Here is a 14222-nt window from a genome sequence, read left to right as displayed (position 1 = left end):
ACAACTTTTTTATATTTTGTTTCGTTAAGTTCTGTGCGGTGCGCCGCTCTCTTAACGCGACAAGTAATAATATATCATGGCTATAAATCTATTGCAATACCTTTTCCTAAAAAAGTTATATTCTTTTCAAACACTTCTATTCATAGATACATAAGGACACATAAATAGAAGGGAAGGGGCTACTCCCCCTTCCCTTCTATAGTACCCATATATGGATGGCCGCCAAGGAAACTACTCCGGGGAAGCCCAGTATAGTGGCAACTGCAGCAGTAAAGACATTAATAGGAACATGCAGTCCGAACTGGGCACCGAACAGGTTGACGAAGAACAACAGAATAACAGCAACGATCAACTTCGTAACCGCTTGTCCGGCAAACTTTATCGGTGAAGAAGGCAAACCGATGATCAACAGAAACGGTATAGCCAGTCCCAATAATAGAAGAACGAGCACCGGATCCATAAAAAACCCCCTATCCATGTAAACTGTTTCTATAAACAGTGTATGTTCATGGATAAGGGGTTAGTACCACCTTTAAGAGAGTGCGTTGATTCCTCTGTAACGTGCTTCTCTTAATAAGTAGAAGTATTTCGCTTTATAAAGAGCAAGATCCTTCAAACCTTCTTCACTAGGTTCGATGCTTTGTTCAATTATATTGTTTAATGTTTCCCATTCCTGTTTCATCTTCTTTATATGAATAAGAAGATCCTGGTCGAACTCTTTTTTGATCTTATTTTTTCGCCCTAACAATCGGAACACCTCTTTACAGTTCTCTCCGACCTTCCAGCGCTTTGGATAAGGTCACTTCATCTGCGTACTCCAAGTCTCCCCCCACAGGTAAGCCGTGAGCGATTCTGGTCATACGAATTCCCGAAGGCTTTACGAGCCTGGAAATATACATCGCTGTCGCTTCTCCTTCTATATTGGGGTTCGTCGCAAGGATCAGCTCTTCGATTCCTTCATCTTTCAGACGATTAATCAGACTTGGAACGTTGATGTCTTCCGGTCCAATACCGTCCATAGGTGAAATCGCCCCGTGAAGTACGTGGTACTTCCCGCGGAATTCTTTCATTTTCTCCATGGCGATGACGTCTTTTGGATCCTGAACGACACAGATAAGCGTCTGATCTCTGGATTCGTCCTGACAGATAGAGCATGGGTCTTGGTCGGTGATGTGTCCGCAAACCGTACAATGGGTCAACTCCCTCTTCGCATTAACGAGGGATTTCGCAAAATCAAGCACATCGTCTTCTTCCATTTCTAAAACGAAAAAGGCCAGGCGAACGGCCGTTTTCGGACCGATTCCCGGCAGTTTCGTAAAACTGTCGATCAGTTTTGATATTGGTTCCGGATAATACATAAGAACTCCTCCTAGAACATTCCCCCAGGCATGCCTTTCGTGAATTGTCCCATCGTGTCATTCGTTTTCTCATCGACTTGCTTCAACACATCGTTGGTTGCGGCAATGATCAAATCCTGCAGCATTTCTACGTCATCAGGATCCACAACATCTTCATGGATCTCGACGTCTGTCACTTCTTTCTTACCGTTGGCTGTGACTTTCACCATACCACCACCGGCAGATGCTTCAAATGTCATTTCATAGAGCTCTTCCTGAGCTTTCATCATTTTCTTCTGCATCTTCTGCATTTGTTTCATCATATTATTCATATTTCCTCCACCACGCATGGGGCATTCCTCCTTTAGTTCATTCCATTTTAATCTTGTATTTCTATCAAATCGTCCCCGAAGTGCTTACGCGCCTCTGTGACGAGTGGTTCTTCCTCGTTTCCTGCTGAAGGAGACCCTTCTTCTCCGTCCGGTCCACCCTCTCCGTCATCCGGATTATGCTTCTGCTTACGGACGTATTCTTCCCGGATCTCCTGCCAGTTCGCTTCTGGTATCGGAATAATGGTCAAAGGCTTTCCGACAAATTCTGTAAGCAGGGGCTCAATCGTACTCTGATGTTCGAGCGCGAGAGAACAGTGAATATCATAACGGAAAGCCAGGACAAGAGCTTTTGGTGAAGCTGCTCTCGGTTTACTATTCAGAAGCGTCGCGTGTGCAGGCGCATTGTTCTGCTTCAACGCTTCCATAAAGTCAGCCCAGCGCCCCTGCACATTCTTGATTTCCTCTTTGGATGCTTCATTCAGCACCTGTCTGATCCGCTCGTAAGGTACATTATACCCTTTTCTTCCTGACTTTGCAGGGGCACGCTTTTGACGGGCAGGCGTCTGTGAACCCGCTTCCGGAGCGCGCTGCTTCAGAGCAGTCAGTTGTTTCTCCAGTTCATCGATTTTTTTGCTGAGCTGATCGACGACGCCTGACTGGACAGGTGCCGCCTTTGATTCTCCGCCGCCCCTTACTTCGACCATATTCAACATGGCTATCTCAATGAATACTTTCGGACTGGTCGTCCACTTCATTTCCTGCTGACAGTTGTTCAACTCCCGAATAGCCTGCTGGATCCATGCCGGCGTTAACTCCCCTGATAGTTCACGGAAAGAGGGATCCGGTATCGCCCGCTCCAAATTATGTTCTAAATCCGGAGCACTTTGAAACAATAGTAAGTCGCGAAGGTAATAAATCAAATCAAAGACGAATCGACCTGGATCTTTCCCTTGCTGGATCAAATCATCGACTGCTTCCAAAGCTGCCTTGGCATCCTGATCAAGCAGCGCCCGGATAACGTTAGTGAGCTTCGCTTGGGATACTGATCCTGTGACAGCAAGCACATCATCAATCGTAACTTCTTCATCGCTGTAGGAAACGGCCTGATCCAACAGACTAAGCGCATCCCTCATGCCGCCCTCTGCTGTCAGAGCCACGATTTCAAGTGCCTCTTTTTCAATCGCAATGTTTTCCGCTGCCGTAATCTTCTCCATACGGCCGACCATCGCCTTCTGGGAAATCCGTTTGAAATCAAAACGCTGGCATCGGGATATGATCGTTAACGGAATCTTGTGTGGTTCGGTCGTCGCCAAAATGAATAGGACGTGTTTCGGGGGCTCTTCCAATGTCTTTAACAGGGCGTTGAAGGCACCCATGGACAGCATGTGTACTTCATCAATGATATACACCTTATAGGGTACAGCACTTGGTGCGTATTTCACCTTGTCCCTGATTTCCCGGATCTGTTCGACGCCGTTGTTGGATGCGGCATCAATTTCAATAACATCCGAGATGGAACCGTCCTGGATTCCCAGGCAAGCGTCACACTCGTTGCACGGTTCTTTGACAGGAGCACGCTCACAGTTGACCGCCTGGGCAAAAATCTTCGCCGCACTCGTCTTCCCCGTCCCCCGTGGACCGGAGAATAAGTACGCATGAGAAAACTTATTCTGCTCGATGGCATTCTGCAACGTCCGTGTAATGTGTTCTTGTCCGACGACTCCCTCGAAATTCCGCGGGCGCCAAACACGATATAACGCCTGATAGCTCATAAAACCGTTCTCCCTTTTTAGTCTCGTGTCCATTATACCTGATAGGAGGTTGCGATGTGAACCGTATCCATCCGGTAGAAAAAGAGCCGCTATGACCAAATGATCATAGCGGCTCTCCGATGTATGTATTACGTATTTGGAACTTCCTATGTAATGCCGTGCACCCATCTTCGATGATACGACCCTAAGCGTTACTTATGGTTATGGCTCGACCCAGGCACTCCCGCGGCACACGAGAGAGTCAGCTTACTGCTGCTTCCTTCCGGATCTGACAGGGTTCACTGGTTCCCGTTGCGCAGGACCTGAGTGTCAACACCACTCACATAAGGCAGACCTTAAGGCCGTACCACCTCGGATGGGGATTCGGCCTCGCTATAGCGGATTGCGAGTACAGGGCACCGCTACCTCCCCGCTTAGCACGGCATAAACTAGTATATCGACTTTCCACGAAAAATGCAATGATTAGCGGCTTTATTTGTCCTCGGCACGGGATTTTTTCTTGCGGTCCCGCAGCTTACGAAAGAATAGAGACAATATTTCTCCGCACGTTTCCTCAAGAACCCCGGGAACAACCTCTGCCTTATGATTAAAACGATCCTCATCAAGCAGATTCATCAACGTCCCCGCACACCCGGCTTTCGGGTCTCTTGCTCCATAGACGACCCTCGGAATCCTTGACTGTACGATCGCTCCGGCGCACATCGGACATGGTTCTAGGGTGACGTACAGCGTACAATCTTCCAACCGCCAGCTGCCGATGCGTTTGTTCGCTCTTTCGATAGCGATAAATTCTGCATGGGAAGAGGCGAGCTGGGATGTCTCCCGCTGATTGTAGCCTGTGGCAATGACTTCATCCTCCAACACGATAACAGCACCGATCGGGACTTCGCCCTCTGCTTCTGCTTTCTTTGCTTCCTCTATCGCAAGGTTCATATATTTCATGTCCTGATCCATAGCTTCCTCCTAGTTATATAAAAAGAATAATCCGGAAAGGTTGTTTCATACAATTGATAAAGATGAGAAAGGAGTGACGCCCATGCAAATCCATGTCGTTCAGCAGGGAGATACCGTCTTCTCTATCGCTGGTCTTTATGATAGTACGCCAAGTGCCATTATTACGGCAAATGAATTGGAGACACCCGGGGATCTGGTCATCGGCCAGGCGCTGGTCATCCCGATTGTCGGCCAGTTTTATTTCGTTCAGCCCGGTGACACCTTATCTTCCATAGCGCGAGCCTTTAACACGACTGCCGCCGCACTCGCACAGGTAAACGGTATTGCTCCAAATGCACCGCTGTCCGTCGGTTTACGTTTGTACATTCCCCAACAACCGCCTGTTCCGATTTCGACAAATGCTTATGTGGAACCGTTTGGTGGGGAGGTGTCGGAAGCACTGGAGACGGCAGCAGAAATCAGATCACCTCAGCTCACTTACTTGGCACCTTTCAGCTACCGGATTCAGACGGATGGGACATTGAAGGCACCACCTCTGGATGATTTCAAGAACATCGCTCAAAAAAACGACACCTCCTTGATGATGGTGGTTACGAACTTAACCGACGAAGGATTCAGCGCAGAACTGGGAAGATCGATCCTGACCAATGAAACGCTTCAGAATAAGCTGCTCGATAACATTGTAAAAACAGCAAAGGAAACCGGCTTCCGTGACGTCCATTTTGACATGGAATTCCTGCCTCCGGAGCTTAGGGAGAATTATAATCAATTCTTACGGAAAGCGAAACAGCGATTATCCTCGGAAGACTTGTTAATGTCGACAGCTCTGGCACCGAAGACAAGTGCCGATCAGAAAGGGGCCTGGTATGAAGCACATGATTACCGCGCGCATGGAGAAATTGCAGACTTTGTCGTTCTGATGACATATGAATGGGGTTACAGCGGGGGGCCTCCAATGGCTGTTTCACCAATCGGTCCTGTAACAGAAGTTGTCGATTATGCGTTGACGGAAATGCCGGCGAACAAAATTCTCCTCGGCCAGAACTTGTATGGCTATGATTGGACCCTGCCTTATGAGCCGGGCGGACCTTTCGCCAAAGCCGTAAGCCCTCAGCGTGCCATACAAATCGCACGAGAGAATAATGTTCCCATTTCCTATGATCAAAAATCCCAGGCACCTTTTTTCACGTATACGGATGCATCCACAAGCAAAGAACACGAAGTATGGTTTGAAGATGCACGATCGATCCAGAAAAAATTCGACCTGATCAAAGACAGAGGTCTCTTAGGCATCAGCTATTGGAAGCTGGGGTTATCCTTCCCGCAAAACTGGCAGCTGCTCGGAAGCCGGTTCAGTATTGAGAAGGTTTAATCCTGTTTCCGGACTACTCCCACTGTCTTATGACGTACTTCTTCCTTCTGATAGGCAGCGAGCAGTCCTTTATCGGAAATATCCTGTTTCCCTACACGTCGATAGGGGATGTCTACTTCAAAAGGCTGAGCAAACGGGAACGGGTGGACAGAAACACGGTCCTCCGCTTCCCAATCAGCACGAATGCCTTCCGGAGCAACATCAAACGTTTGTGGGAATCCATTACGAAACCAAGGTACTTCTTCTTCCTCCGGGACGTCCGGACCTGTCATACAAAGGAAAAGAGAAAGATCGTCGCAGAACTGCAGCCTTCGGAAGTGGAGCTGGTATATGTCTTCCGGGATATCCATGTCCATTTGTTCAAACAGTCTGGAGCGGCGATTTTTTTCTTCTTCTATAAAATTTCGCTCCTCTTGAACGCCGCTGTCTTCCTTGAAGAAAGACGCATAATGCATGCTGCATAGAATACCGGCGTACAAGGATTGTTCTTCCACTTCTTCTATACCTCTGCGGTACGCCTCTATCTTCTCTGCCAATGGATAATCGATAAAAGAATAAGGACGCTGCTTTTCCTCATTCCAAGCAGGATTCTGATCAAGTGGAATCCAAGCACGGTCGTGTTGCTGAATCGCCCAGTCTGCCACTTCCCTGAGCTTCGAGCGCAACAAAAAATTCTTCTTCCAGAACGCGACAATTTGTCCAGATATGTAGGCATGGTCATGTTGCTGAATCATGATGAAGTGATCTTGCTTTTCTATGACAATCATAATTCTTCCTCCTCGGTAGGTATGATACGCAGATCGGTACGAGCGTCTTCTTTCATTATAAAGCAACCAGCCTGTCACCTCTACTTATGAAAAAGGAAAAAACCACAGAGCCATGCTCTGTGGTCCTTCCATAGATTAGCTTATTTCAGCAGTTTCAGTGATTCCCGATTAAATGCCGGGATATCATCCGGCTGACGGCTCGTCACCAACTGATTCTGACAAACGACGACTTCCTCGTCTTTATAATTCACGCCTGCATATTCCATATCTACCGCGATAGACTTGAAGCCTGTCGCTGTACGACCTTCCAGAGTCTTCGCTGTAATCAACAGCTGCGGCCCATGACAAATAGCGAATACCGGTTTCTTTTCATCCATAAAGTGTTTCACGAACGATACGAATTTATCATCGGCACGGAGAATGTCCGGGGAGAATCCACCAGGGATTAACAGCGCATCGAAATCGTCCGGCTTCACATCATCGATGGATGCATCGATCTTCACCGTCGCATCTCCTTGTTTCCCTGTCACTTCCTTGCCTGCTTCCCATTCAATATTCGTCACTTCATGACCTTCTCCAGTGAAAGCATCGGCAGGTTGTGTATATTCCACGTCTTCAAAGTTTGATGTAATGACACAAGCAATCTTACTCATTTCTTACCATCTCCTTGACTTCATTGTGGTTTATTGTGAATACATCCTTTGTCTTCCCTCATCGCACGAGATTAAACCAATTAATTACCTTTTGGATGCTTCTGTAAATCTTTGACGGTAAATTGTTGGAAGGCGGAATCCTTCTGGTTCCTGTAGATCTCCCTGCCTGCAATCGTGTTAAGGATATGGACGTTTCTGTGAACGGACAACCCCAAGTTGGTCGCTCCAGCCCCGTGTGAATGGACTAGGTCCGTCAGAGTAAAGATGTGATGCTGACGATCATCCCCAAACACAAGCTGGTAATCACGGGTCACCTTATACATTCCTTCGTCCTCCCATTCCACCTCGGACTCAAAACGGTCGTAAAACCATTTCGGAACATGCGGCTTGTAGCCGGTTGCCAGAACCACTTTCTCTGTCTCATACTCATAGTCTATCTCTTCCTGCCACTGGCGGCACTGCAGGCGGTAGCCTCTTTCGTCCGCTTCAATCCCCCTGATCTCCGTCATAGGCTGTATAAACACGCGGCTGTCTTCCTGACCCGCCGTCCGGTGATAAAGCTTGGTGTAAAGCCTCGTCAATGTTTCCGGGTCAATCCCCTTACGGAGCGGGTCAAGGGTAGAGAGGGCTTCTTTTCTGGAATCCAGGGAAAGTTCATGAAAATAATCGACAAATGCCGGTGTAAACATCTCCTGTGCGAATTTTGCCTTGTCCAGCTGAAACAATCCACCGGATCTTGTCAGAAGACTCACCTTCATATCCCCGCGCCGGTCCTGCTCCTCCAGCAAATCAAGGAACACCTCCAAGGCACTTTGACCAGAACCCACCACTGTTACATGCCCGGCCTTCAACAGCTCATCTTTCGCAAATAAATAACGACTCGTGTGCAGGACATCTTCATTTGGAAGGTGATCCATTCCGTCCAGGATAATCGGTTCGCTCCCCGTACCAAGCACGACGTGCCGGGAGAAGAACGATTTCCTCTTTCCTGTGGTGTGATCTTCGACAACCACCTCATAGTGCGGAATGGATTCATTCTTCCTATCCAATACATCGATGACGGTATGTCCAAAATGCAGATTGTCGATCTGACCCGCCACCCATTTCATATAGTGGTTGTATTCCTGCCTCGGAACCTCGAAATGACGATGGAAGAAGAAAGGGAACATCCGGTCATGCTCATAGAGATAATTCATGAACGTATAGGGACTCTTCGGATCTGCGAAGGTCACCAGATCAGCAAGGAAAGGTACCTGCAGATCCATTGTCTCGATCAACATGCCCGGGTGCCAGGCAAACTCCGGCGTCTTATCAAAAAAGATTCCGTCCACCTCTCCTTTCTGATCCATGAGAGCTGCAAGACCCAGATTATAAGGACCAATTCCAATTCCGGCGACATCATATATGTGTTGCTGCATATCATCACATCCTCTTTCTACTATTCTCTACTATGCCGTTCTGTTTGATTCCTTCCACAACTGATCCAACAGAATGACAAGGATGGTGCCGACAAGCAGACCATTGCTGAGCAGATTCTGCGCCATAGCAGGCATACCAGCGAAAACGGAGGAAGGCAGGAACATCAATCCAATACCGATGGAGAAGGAAATCCCGAGGATCATTAAACGGCGTTCGTCCAGCCGTTCACTCGTCATGTTCGACAGACCGAGACCCATCAACTGGATAAATGTAGCCAGAAGCGCTGCATTGGCAACAGGCTTCGGAATGCCGGATATGAAGGCAACAATCGGCGGGAAGAAGGACACCAGGATAAGAAGCGCCGCAGCATATAGAAACGGCGCTTTCCGCTTTTGGCCCGTCAGCTGCATAAAACCGGAAGAAGAAGCCATCGACACATTAGCAATAGCAGAAAAAAGTGCAGCAAGGCCGTGGTTGATCCCCATGAAGCTGCTTCCACGATTGATCTGTTCATATGTATAGGTCGCTTTCCCATGAATCGTCTCTGTCACTGCCACAACAGAAGCTACCAAGTTGGACAACAGGATAACGGCTATCATGAAAGCGAGCGGGATCGTATTTAACGAGAAAACAGGAGCCCCCCATGCAAACACCTCCGGAAGCGAGAAGCCTCCCCCGGCTTGTCCTCCGCCGGATCCACCGCCGGCAACTATGACATACAATACCCATCCCATTACAATTCCAATCAGAACGGCGAAACTTTTCACCCAGCCGCGTCCGGCAATAGATAAACCCAATACCAGCAGTACCGTTACGAAAGCAATGATGGCGCCGGTTGATTCAATCTGCTGTTCTCCTCCATCAATACCGAGCATTCCCTGAAGAAATGTCCCACTGAGCTGAACGGTCAATAAAAATAAAAAAGCGCCCGTTACAAACGGGGTGAAAACAAATAGCACACGGTGAGATAGACGGAACAAACCGAATAGAAGCAGGAAGATTCCCGTCCATATCATTGTCCCCTGCAGAACCTGCAATACTTCCCGGTAACTGTCTCCGGCATGGACACCCGTATAAGCCATCACGGTGAAAATACTGATCCATAATCCCGCCGGCCCTTCCATGATCGGCAGTCGATGCCCGATCCATCCTTGCAGAAGGGAGGCAAGCCCCACAACGAAAAACGTACGCTGCATTAATTCGGAAATCTCAACGAAGTTCAATTCGAATATGGCGCCGATGACAATCGGCAAGGCAACGGCATTGGCCAGAAGGAAAACGAACCATTGGATCGTTTCCATCGCATTATTTAATACTAAACTCGAATTCCTGCTCATGACTATGACACTCCCTATTTTTGTAAAACGCTTACATTCATTATTTTACCACAGGCTATCAACCCCATTTCACGTGAAACATCTTCTTGCAAAAAAGAAAACCCATGCAGCCGGGGCTGCATGGGTGGAAAAAGCTCTTTTTATTCTTCCAGTGTGGAAGTATCGCCAGTCGGTAGACCAAGCTCCCAAGACTTAAGTAATCGGCGCATAATCTTACCGCTCCGCGTCTTCGGAATCGTATCCTTGATTTCGATTTCCCTCGGTGCCGCATGGGCACTCAATCCTTTTTTAACGAATTGACGGATATCCTCCAGAAGTTCATCTGATTGTTCATATCCATCCCGAAGCGTAATGAAAGCTTTGATGATTTCCCCGCGCTCGGGATCCGGTTTACCGATGACTCCCGCTTCTGCAACGGCTTCATGCTCAATCAGCTTACTTTCTACTTCAAAAGGACCTACCCGTTCACCAGAAGTATTAATGACGTCATCCAGACGTCCCTGGAACCAGAAATAGCCTTCTTCGTCTTTGTAAGCACTGTCTCCGGAAACGTACCAGCCGTTAAGGAAATAGCTTTCGTATTTCCCTGGATTATTCCAAATGGCACGCATCATGGACGGCCATCCCTTTTTGATCGCCAGGTTACCCATCTGGTTCGCCGGAAGCTCGTTTCCTTCATTATCTACGATCGATGCTTCCACACCAGGAATCGGTTTACCCATCGATCCCGGGCGGATATCCATCGATGGATAGTTACAAATGAGCATAGCTCCTGTCTCGGTCATCCACCACGTATCGTGGATACGAAGGTCAAAAGCTTTCAACCCCCAGCTTACTACTTCTGGATTTAGGGGCTCACCGACACTTAGAATATGCCTTAAGGAAGATAAATCATAGTTCTTCGCTGTCGCTTCCCCGGCACTCAGCATTTTCCGGAAAGCCGTTGGCGCGGAATACCAAACAGATACGTTCTTGTCTGCAATCGTCGCATACCAGTCATCTGGACTGAAACGGCCGCCTCGGATTACGCTCGTCACTCCATTCAGCCATGGGGCGAAGATACCGTAGCTGGTGCCCGTCACCCATCCCGGGTCAGCCGTACACCAATATACGTCATCTTCCTTAAGATCGAGTACCCATTTTCCTGTCTGGTAATGCTGGATCATCGCGTGATGGACGTGCAGAACCCCCTTCGGTTTTCCTGTCGAACCGGATGTGTAATGCAGAAGCATCCCATCTTCCAGGTCGACCCATTCGACGTCGAACTCGCTCGATGCCTGTTCCATCTCTTCCTCAAAGGAAATATAGTTCCCAGGTGCATCGCCGCCTACCAGTACGACTTGTTTTAAATTCGGAAGATCATCAGCAGGAACACGCTCCAATAACTCCGGTGTCGTGATCAGCATCGTTGCTTCACTATCCTCGAGCCTGTCGCGCACTGCCTGCTCCATGAAGGCTTCGAACAGTGGTCCTGCAATCGCACCAACCTTTATAATACCGAAGAATGCTGCATAAAATTCCGGACTTCTCGGCATGAAAAGAAAAACGCGGTCCCCTTTATCAATATGATGCTTCTTCAATATATTGGCGAACTGATTACTCTTCTGCTTTAAATCTTCAAACGTCAGCACTTCTTCCCGGTCAGGGGCGGAAAATATAAGAGCCGCTTTGTCCTTCTTCTCCGGGTCCTCTGCATGACGATCAACCGCTTCATAAGCGATATTAACCTTTCCTGTTTCATTCCACGTGAAATGACGCTTCGCTTCTTCCCACTGAAAATTCTTATACGTTTCTGTGTAGTCTTCCATGTTGTGATTGCCAGATCGAGCCGGTATTGGTTGCATGTCCATAAAATCACCTCATAAGAATTTTTGTAAACGTTTTCTGTCCGTGGCTAATGAAAGCTCTGAATCTTTCAGAGCCTGGACGCGGATATATTTTCTGAATATTAAAGGAATTATCTATATTGTAGGTGATTTCTGTAGATATTTAAAGAGGAATGTCCAAAGATTTACAGAAACAGGTCGACAGCAGGACAAAAATTGACAGCCGTTTACTCCTCCACCTATAATAAACGAAGCATAGAAAGAGGTTTCTTAGCCAACCCCTCTATAAAAAACTAAGGATGTCACTTACTACAAGTCGCAGCCCTTAGGGGTTGCGGCTTTTTTCATGTTCCATCAACTACATCACAAAGGAGAAAACATAATGCCCGGACGAAACGAAGATTCTCTTAATCTATCTCTACTGGGAAACCAGGAAACAGCTTACGCCACTACTTACGACCCGCAGGTCTTGGAGACATTCGATAATCAGCATCCGAACCGCGACTATTTCGTCAAGTTCAACTGCCCGGAGTTCACAACTCTGTGTCCAAAAACAGGCCAGCCTGACTTCGCCACCATTTATATCAGCTATGTACCGAACATTAAAATGGTCGAGAGCAAGTCCCTGAAGCTTTATCTCTTCAGCTTCCGTAACCACGGAGACTTTCATGAGGACAGTGTCAACACAATCATGAACGACCTGATCGATTTGATGGACCCTCGTTATATAGAGGTATGGGGTAAATTCACTCCACGCGGAGGTATTTCTATCGATCCTTACTGCAATTATGGAAAGCCGGGCACGAAGTTCGAACAAATGGCCGATCATCGTATGATGAACCATGACATGTATCCGGAGACGATTGACAACCGTTAAATGAAAAAGAGCTGCCACCCTTTGGTGACAGCTCTTTTTGTGTGGTATCCGATTTATTTCTTATCGTTCTTATACTGCATATAAACGACGTGGGTGACGAGGAAGTCTTCCATTCCATGTTTCCCATCCGCACCGCCGAGGCCGGATTTACGCATGCCGGCATGGTATCCCTGAACGGCTTCGAAGTTTTCCCGGTTCACATATGTTTCACCGAACTTCAGCTCATTGACCACTCTCATCGCTTCATTCATATCGTCCGTATAGACAGAGGAAGAAAGTCCGTATTCGGTATCGTTACCTTTTTCAATCGCTTCATCTAGTGTTTTGTATGTCGTGATCGGGATGACGGGACCGAAAATTTCTTCCTGCATTATTTTGCTGTCGTGGGTGACGTTGGTCAGGATTGTAGGCTTATAGAAGTAGCCTTTATCCAAATCTCCCCGTTCACCGCCAATTTCCACCTTGGCGCCGTTCTGAACGGCTTCCTTCACCATTTCTTCCACTTCTTCCAACCGGTCTTTACTGACAAGCGGTCCAACGTCCGCTTCTTTGTTCTCCCGTGGATTTCCAATCGTCAAGCCCTCGAACTGATGACGCAGCTTCTCTACGAACTCGTCTGCAATGCTTTCATGGACATAGACGCGCTCCGCATTCGTACACGCTTGTCCATTGTTGGCAAGACGGGAGGTTGTAATAGACTCCACTGCAATATCCAAATCTGCATTTGGAGTGACGATCGCCGGTGCTTTACCTCCAAGCTCCAAATTGACTTTCGTAATATTTTGAGCTGCTGCTTCCATTACTTTCGTACCCGCAGGCACACTACCCGTCATCGTAACCATCTGCACCTCCGGATGCGTCGCCAGTCCGTTACCGATCTCCGAACCGGAACCAGTCACGACGTTATAGACACCCTTTGGAATTTCCTCCATCTTATCAATAATCTTCGTGAATTCCATCGCTGTGTTAGGCGTCTGCTGGCTCGGCTTCAGCACAATTGTGCAGCCAGTCACAAGCGCTGTCGCGACCTTACGTGCCAAAATGAAAACAGGGAAGTTCCATGGTACGATACCGGCGACAACGCCAATCGGTTTTTTATAGATGAAAATATTTTCGTTCGCACGATCACTCGGCACAATTTCCCCTTCAATCCTGCGCGCCCATTCGGACATGTATCGGAAATAATCGATGGCAAGGTCTACTTCGCCGCTGGCAAGCTCGTAATCTTTCCCTTGTTCTTCTTGAAGTAAATCGATGAAGGTAGCACGATTTGCCTCGATTTCATCTCCAAGCTTACGAACGATTCGGCCGCGTTCAATATTAGGCGTCAGCTCCCAGCCCTTTTGTGCAGCTGCAGCCGCGGAAACCGCACGTTCGACATCGTTCTTCGTCCCTTTCGGAATCTTGGAAATGACTTCTTCCGTCGCCGGATTCAGAACTTCGATCCACTCCGAGCTGTCCGATTCTGTATATTCTCCATTAATGTATAGTTTATGTTGAATCATTTTGAATGACCTCCTGTAATGGTTTACCGGGAATATTCCACTTCTTTCGCACCCCTAAACTTTCCAGTTGG

General features: G+C 47.8%; 14 protein-coding genes and 1 other RNA gene. 2 read left to right on the top strand and 13 right to left on the bottom strand.

Features of this window, described 5'->3' with window-relative positions; translation table 11 throughout:
* Positions 1-196: 196 nt before the first annotated feature.
* The 7 genes from AXG56_RS14875 to tadA all read right to left on the bottom strand — a co-directional run bounded on the left by AXG56_RS14875 (position 197) and on the right by tadA (position 4395).
* Entirely contained in the window at positions 197-460 is a 264-nt protein-coding gene (locus AXG56_RS14875; RefSeq protein ID WP_008636086.1) for a pro-sigmaK processing inhibitor BofA family protein, read from the bottom strand.
* Between the two features lie 72 nt (positions 461-532).
* On the bottom strand, positions 533-757 hold the full coding sequence (locus AXG56_RS14870) for a YaaL family protein (RefSeq protein WP_369815270.1): 225 nt from the start codon (positions 755-757) through the stop codon (positions 533-535).
* A gap of 4 nt (positions 758-761) precedes the next feature.
* Positions 762-1358 carry a recombination mediator RecR gene (gene recR / locus AXG56_RS14865; RefSeq protein ID WP_008636091.1) on the bottom strand — a complete coding sequence of 199 codons (597 nt, stop codon included), beginning with the start codon at positions 1356-1358 and terminating at the stop codon, positions 762-764.
* Positions 1359-1369: 11 nt separating this feature from the next.
* Positions 1370-1687 (bottom strand): YbaB/EbfC family nucleoid-associated protein, encoded by a 318-nt coding sequence (locus tag AXG56_RS14860; RefSeq protein ID WP_008636093.1) that lies wholly within the window; start codon positions 1685-1687, stop codon positions 1370-1372.
* Positions 1688-1716: 29 nt separating this feature from the next.
* Positions 1717-3441: a DNA polymerase III subunit gamma/tau gene (dnaX, locus tag AXG56_RS14855; protein WP_062515228.1), complete on the bottom strand. Its 1725-nt coding sequence runs from the start codon at positions 3439-3441 to the stop codon at positions 1717-1719.
* 156 nt (positions 3442-3597) lie between these two features.
* Positions 3598-3863: signal recognition particle sRNA large type (gene ffs / locus AXG56_RS14850), an RNA gene on the bottom strand.
* Between the two features lie 49 nt (positions 3864-3912).
* A complete protein-coding gene (gene tadA / locus AXG56_RS14845) occupies positions 3913-4395 on the bottom strand; it encodes a tRNA adenosine(34) deaminase TadA (RefSeq protein WP_008636096.1) in 483 nt (160 codons plus the stop codon).
* Between the two features lie 82 nt (positions 4396-4477).
* Here tadA and AXG56_RS14840 point away from each other — a divergent pair, with 82 nt between their 5' ends.
* Positions 4478-5767 (top strand): glycosyl hydrolase family 18 protein, encoded by a 1290-nt coding sequence (locus tag AXG56_RS14840; RefSeq protein WP_062515226.1) that lies wholly within the window; start codon positions 4478-4480, stop codon positions 5765-5767.
* Here the strand turns inward: AXG56_RS14840 and AXG56_RS14835 are convergent.
* The 5 genes from AXG56_RS14835 to acsA all read right to left on the bottom strand — a co-directional run bounded on the left by AXG56_RS14835 (position 5764) and on the right by acsA (position 11793).
* The gene (locus AXG56_RS14835; protein WP_062515225.1) at positions 5764-6534 is read right to left on the bottom strand and encodes a DUF3891 family protein; all 771 of its coding nucleotides are present in this window, start codon (positions 6532-6534) and stop codon (positions 5764-5766) included. The genes AXG56_RS14840 and AXG56_RS14835 overlap by 4 nt on opposite strands.
* Before the next feature lie 140 nt (positions 6535-6674).
* Entirely contained in the window at positions 6675-7187 is a 513-nt protein-coding gene (locus tag AXG56_RS14830) for a type 1 glutamine amidotransferase domain-containing protein (protein ID WP_008636099.1), read from the bottom strand.
* Between the two features lie 80 nt (positions 7188-7267).
* Positions 7268-8605 carry a lysine N(6)-hydroxylase/L-ornithine N(5)-oxygenase family protein gene (locus AXG56_RS14825; RefSeq protein ID WP_062515223.1) on the bottom strand — a complete coding sequence of 446 codons (1338 nt, stop codon included), beginning with the start codon at positions 8603-8605 and terminating at the stop codon, positions 7268-7270.
* 30 nt (positions 8606-8635) lie between these two features.
* Positions 8636-9943 (bottom strand): purine/pyrimidine permease, encoded by a 1308-nt coding sequence (locus AXG56_RS14820; RefSeq protein ID WP_008636101.1) that lies wholly within the window; start codon positions 9941-9943, stop codon positions 8636-8638.
* Positions 9944-10083: 140 nt separating this feature from the next.
* Complete coding sequence (gene acsA / locus AXG56_RS14815; protein WP_062515220.1) at positions 10084-11793, bottom strand: acetate--CoA ligase; 1710 nt, start codon at positions 11791-11793, stop codon at positions 10084-10086.
* Positions 11794-12151: 358 nt separating this feature from the next.
* Between acsA and queF the strand changes: the two genes are divergently transcribed.
* Positions 12152-12646 carry a preQ(1) synthase gene (queF, locus tag AXG56_RS14810; protein ID WP_008636103.1) on the top strand — a complete coding sequence of 165 codons (495 nt, stop codon included), beginning with the start codon at positions 12152-12154 and terminating at the stop codon, positions 12644-12646.
* 53 nt (positions 12647-12699) lie between these two features.
* Here the strand turns inward: queF and aldA are convergent, their stop codons facing one another.
* A complete protein-coding gene (aldA, locus tag AXG56_RS14805; protein WP_062515218.1) occupies positions 12700-14151 on the bottom strand; it encodes an aldehyde dehydrogenase in 1452 nt (483 codons plus the stop codon).
* Positions 14152-14222 lie beyond the last annotated feature (71 nt).

This window comes from Halobacillus sp. KGW1, assembly GCF_001592845.1.
GTDB lineage: Bacteria > Bacillota > Bacilli > Bacillales > Halobacillaceae > Halobacillus.
The sequence above is the reverse complement of the archived record's forward strand: the minus strand, read 5'-3'. Positions and strand labels throughout refer to the sequence as shown.